At 56.9% G+C, this 4,178-nt stretch carries 5 protein-coding genes; all 5 read left to right on the top strand.

What is annotated here, in order from left to right:
• Positions 1-692 (top strand): TatD family hydrolase (locus AC1DRJ_RS20375; RefSeq protein ID WP_477803733.1); only part of this gene is annotated, 692 nt, incomplete at its 5' end.
• A 343-nt stretch (positions 693-1,035) separates the two neighbouring features.
• The gene (locus tag AC1DRJ_RS20370; protein ID WP_274072967.1) at positions 1,036-1,674 is read left to right on the top strand and encodes a TetR/AcrR family transcriptional regulator; all 639 of its coding nucleotides are present in this window, start codon (positions 1,036-1,038) and stop codon (positions 1,672-1,674) included.
• A 139-nt stretch (positions 1,675-1,813) separates the two neighbouring features.
• Complete coding sequence (locus tag AC1DRJ_RS20365) at positions 1,814-2,782, top strand: GTP 3',8-cyclase MoaA (RefSeq protein ID WP_477803732.1); 969 nt, start codon at positions 1,814-1,816, stop codon at positions 2,780-2,782.
• Positions 2,783-2,953: 171 nt separating this feature from the next.
• Positions 2,954-3,559, top strand: coding sequence for a DUF4823 domain-containing protein (locus AC1DRJ_RS20360; protein WP_477803731.1), 606 nt, complete (start codon positions 2,954-2,956; stop codon positions 3,557-3,559).
• 16 nt (positions 3,560-3,575) lie between these two features.
• Positions 3,576-4,136 (top strand): DUF1285 domain-containing protein, encoded by a 561-nt coding sequence (locus AC1DRJ_RS20355; protein WP_477803730.1) that lies wholly within the window; start codon positions 3,576-3,578, stop codon positions 4,134-4,136.
• The last annotated feature ends 42 nt before the right edge of the window (positions 4,137-4,178 follow it).

The raw sequence follows: 4,178 nt of genomic DNA, 5'->3' as shown, positions 1-4,178 counted from the left end.
GAGTAGGGCACTTCCTGTGCATCGGTGTGAGTGTCGATAACGCCGCCGACGTCAAAGCCCTGGCCGAACGTTATGACGACGTCGACTGTTCGGTTGGTGTGCATCCGTTGGACGTGCAACCGGGCGCTGCGCCCGCGCTGGATTGGCTGTTGCGCGAGCTCAATCACCCCCGTGTGGTCGCGATCGGTGAAACCGGCCTGGATTATCACTACGAACCGGAAGCGGCCGAGCTGCAACAGGAGTCGTTTCGCCTGCACCTGCAAGCAGCCCGGCAGACCGGCAAGCCAGTCATCATTCACACCCGTGGTGCCCGTGCCGATACTCTGAGCTTGTTGCGCGAAGCGGCACTGCCGCAGGCCGGCGTACTGCATTGCTTTACCGAAGACTGGGACATGGCCAAGGCTGCTTTGGACATGGGCTATTACATTTCCTTGTCGGGTATTGTCACTTTTCGCAATGCCGATGCATTGCGCGATGTGGCCAGCAAGGTGCCGGCCGACCGCTTGTTGGTGGAAACCGATTCGCCGTACCTCGCGCCAATCCCTTATCGAGGTAAGCCGAATCTGCCGCAGTACGTGCGTGAAGTGGCGGAATTTCTGTCAATGTTAAGAGGTGAGTCCTACCAGAGATTTGCCGAGCAGACCACTGAGAATTTCAAGCGCCTGTTCCCGCTGGCGCATGTGAAAGGTTAAATCGCAGGCAAAAAAAACCCGGGTTCTGGGGGGTGAATCCGGGTTAAGACCATTAGGAGTAAAACAATGGCACGCGGTCCGTTGGTACCAATATCGGCGAAACACTTGGGRGAGATGTCTCGCCGACAGTTCAAGTATTGATCACTATTGCGCCTCGTCCAGTTTACCGGCGGCGATTTTTAAACAATTTTGGAATACGGCCGCTTCGGAAGAGTTCTCATCGGTGGGCGACCCTGCTGGAAATCATCAAGAAACACAGATATGGTCGGATGATCCGTGCATTTTTGCGTAAGTTAGGCATAATACGCGGCTTCGAATTTTGACCCCCAACAGACCTTTTCTTATGCATAAAGAACCTCGTAAGGTCCGTGAGTTTCGTCGCCGCGAGCAAGAAATTCTCGATACCGCGCTCAAGCTGTTCCTCGACCAAGGTGAAGACAGTGTCACCGTCGAGATGATTGCTGATGCCGTTGGTATCGGCAAAGGTACGATCTACAAGCACTTCAAATCCAAAGCGGAGATTTATCTGCGCTTGATGCTCGATTACGAGCGTGATTTGAACGAGCTGTTGCATTCGGCCGATGTCGACAAGGACAAGGAAGCGCTGTCCCGGGCTTATTTCGAATTCCGCATGCGCGATCCGCAACGCTATCGTTTGTTTGACCGATTGGAAGAGAAGGTGGTCAAGGGCAATCAAGTGCCGGAGATGGTCGAGGAACTGCACAAGATCCGCGCCTCCAACTTCGAACGCCTGACCCTGCTGATCAAAGGCCGGATCAGCGAAGGCAAGCTCGAAGACGTACCGCCTTACTTCCATTACTGCGCGTCCTGGGCGTTGGTGCATGGTGCCGTGGCGCTGTATCACTCGCCGTTCTGGAGCAATGTGCTGGAAGATCAAGAAGGCTTCTTCCAGTTCCTGATGGACATCGGCGTGCGCATGGGCAACAAGCGCAAGCGCGATAACGACACCCCGAGCAGCTGAATCATTCAGCTGCCTGATTGCGCCATGATTTAGCTATATGGCGCAGTACCGCAGGAATATACTCAGGCATGGGACTTGCTAAAACTTGAATTCTGAGTCAAGTTTTGCGCGTTCCACTTTTCCATCGCCGGAGTGATCCATGATCGTTGACCGTCAAGGCAGGCGTTTTCGCAATTTGCGGATCAGTCTGACTTCAGCCTGCAATTACGCTTGTACCTACTGCGTGCCTAACGGTAAGCGGCTGGTGGCTGCGCAGGATGAATTGTCGGCCGAGGCCATGGCGCGCGGCGTGGCGTATTTGATCGAAGCGGCAGGCATCGAGCGTTTGCGCATCACCGGTGGCGAGCCGCTGGTCAGCCCCAAACTCGAAGCCTTCATGACCGCCGTTGGCCAGATGGGTCTGCAAGACATCAGTTTGACCACCAATGGTCAGTTGCTGGCGAAAAAGCTGCCGTTGCTGGTGGACGCCGGCATCCGTCGCATCAACGTTTCCCTCGACACCCTGGACGCCAGTGCCTTTCGCAGCATTGCGCGCGGCGGCGATCTGGCGACCGTACTCGACGGTATGGATCAGGCCAGCGCGGCGGGCATGAAGATCAAGGTCAACATGGTGCCGCTACGAGGCCAGAACCTTGATCAGGTGATGCCGCTGCTCGATTACTGCTTGGAGCGCGGCTATGAATTGCGCTTCATCGAGCTGATGCGCATGGGCCACCTGGCCACCGACTCCAACGCTTTCCTGCAACAGTTCGTCAGCCTCCAGCAGTTGCTGAGCCTGATCGGCGAGCGTTATGAATATCTGCAAGCCGATGCGCCAGTCKACGCAACAGCGGTGCGCTATGAAATTCCAGGGCTGGGGCATTTTGGCGTGATCGCCAACGAAAGCGTCCCGTTCTGCCGTACGTGTTCGCGCTTGCGTCTTTCTTCCACGGGTTGGCTGCATGGTTGCCTGTCGTCGAGCAATCGCCATTATGTCGGCGACTTGCTCGACAAGCCTCGCCATCAAGCGTTGCCGGCGTTGCAACGACTGCTGGTGAAGGCCTTGGGTGACAAGCAGGAAGTGGCGTTTTCGGGTGGTGCGACGGTCATGAAGATTATTGGCGGCTGATCCGGCCTCATCGCGGGCAAGCAACGCTCCCACAGGGAAATGCACATGACCTGTGGGAGCGTGGCTTGCCCGCGATTGCGATCTATAAGGCGGCAATGAACTTGAGCTGGCGCGGAAGCTGCATCCAATGCCCATTCGCCGGTTTTCCGTCACCGGCCTCTGGAGGGTAGGATGCGAAGTCTGGTTTTGCTGCTGGCCGTTTCGGTGCTGGGTGGCTGCATGAATGTCAGCGACATGGCTGAAGAGACTCGCTACCAGATGAGTGACGTGGGACTGCTGGATCACAGCRACAGCCGTCGGGTGAACAACCTGCGTATTCAGCCGGACTCGTTCATCTACATCGCCCAAGGACCGTTCGCGCCACCGGGCGATCCCTATCCGCGTCCTAACGTGGTGGCCGAAGAAGCCTTCAACGGTTTTATCGAATACTTCCCGATGGTACGCCGCGCCCGCGCCCCCGAAGGTCTCGACCGAGCCATGGCTGAAGCCCGTGGCGCCGGTGCCCATTACCTGCTGTATACCCGGTTCGCCAACGCTGATGACCGCATCGGCAACATGGATGAGTGGATCGATCAGGAATACGTCGATCGCCTGGGTATCGACAGCGGCGTGATTCAGATCATGTTGATCGAGACCAACACCCAGTATTTGATTGATACTGCAACCATCAAGAGTCGTGGCGGTTTACTGACATTCCACGATAACAAGCCAGAATCCCTGATTGGTCCGCCGCTGCAACAATACGCGCGCAGCCTGATCGGGATCAGCGACCAGTAAATTCAAGGAGAACGCCATGAGTGGCCCGCAAAAAGCCAACGACTTGTTGGGGCAAATCCCCAAAACCAAAGGCTTGCCACCGGTCCATCTGTGGAATCCTGATTYCTGCGGCGACATCGATATGCGCATCGCCCGCGACGGCACTTGGTATTACCTGGGCACGCCAATCGGGCGCAAGCCGATGGTCAAACTGTTCTCCACGATCATTCGTCGTGATGGCGATGACTATTTCCTGATCACGCCGGTCGAGAAGGTCGGGATCAAGGTCGACGATGCACCGTTCGTGGCGATCGCCGTGGAGGTGGAAGGCGAGGGCGAAGCTCAGCTTTTGCGGTTCACCACCAACGTTGATGAAGCCACCGAAGCGGGCGCAGAGCACCCGATCCGCGTGGTGACCGACCCTGTCACTCAAGAACCGGCGCCCTATGTCCATGTGCGCACCAACCTCGAAGCACTGATCCATCGCAACGTGTTCTACCAACTGGTGGAGCTGGCCGTGACCCGTGAAATCGACGGACAGCGCTGGTTGGGTGTGTGGAGCGGTGGCGAGTTCTTCCCTATCGGCCTCGAACCTTAAGCAGATGTGGGAGCGGGCTTGCTCGCGAAGGCGGTGTAACAG

The organism is Pseudomonas sp. P5_B2, from assembly GCF_056400445.1.
This window is presented reverse-complemented; position numbering and strand designations above follow the sequence as displayed.

Bases quoted from the DNA above. Each gene is read 5' to 3' on its own strand.
- AC1DRJ_RS20370 (WP_274072967.1), top strand. From the start codon at position 1,036: ATGCATAAAGAACCTCGTAAGGTCCGTGAGTTTCGTCGCCGCGAGCAA.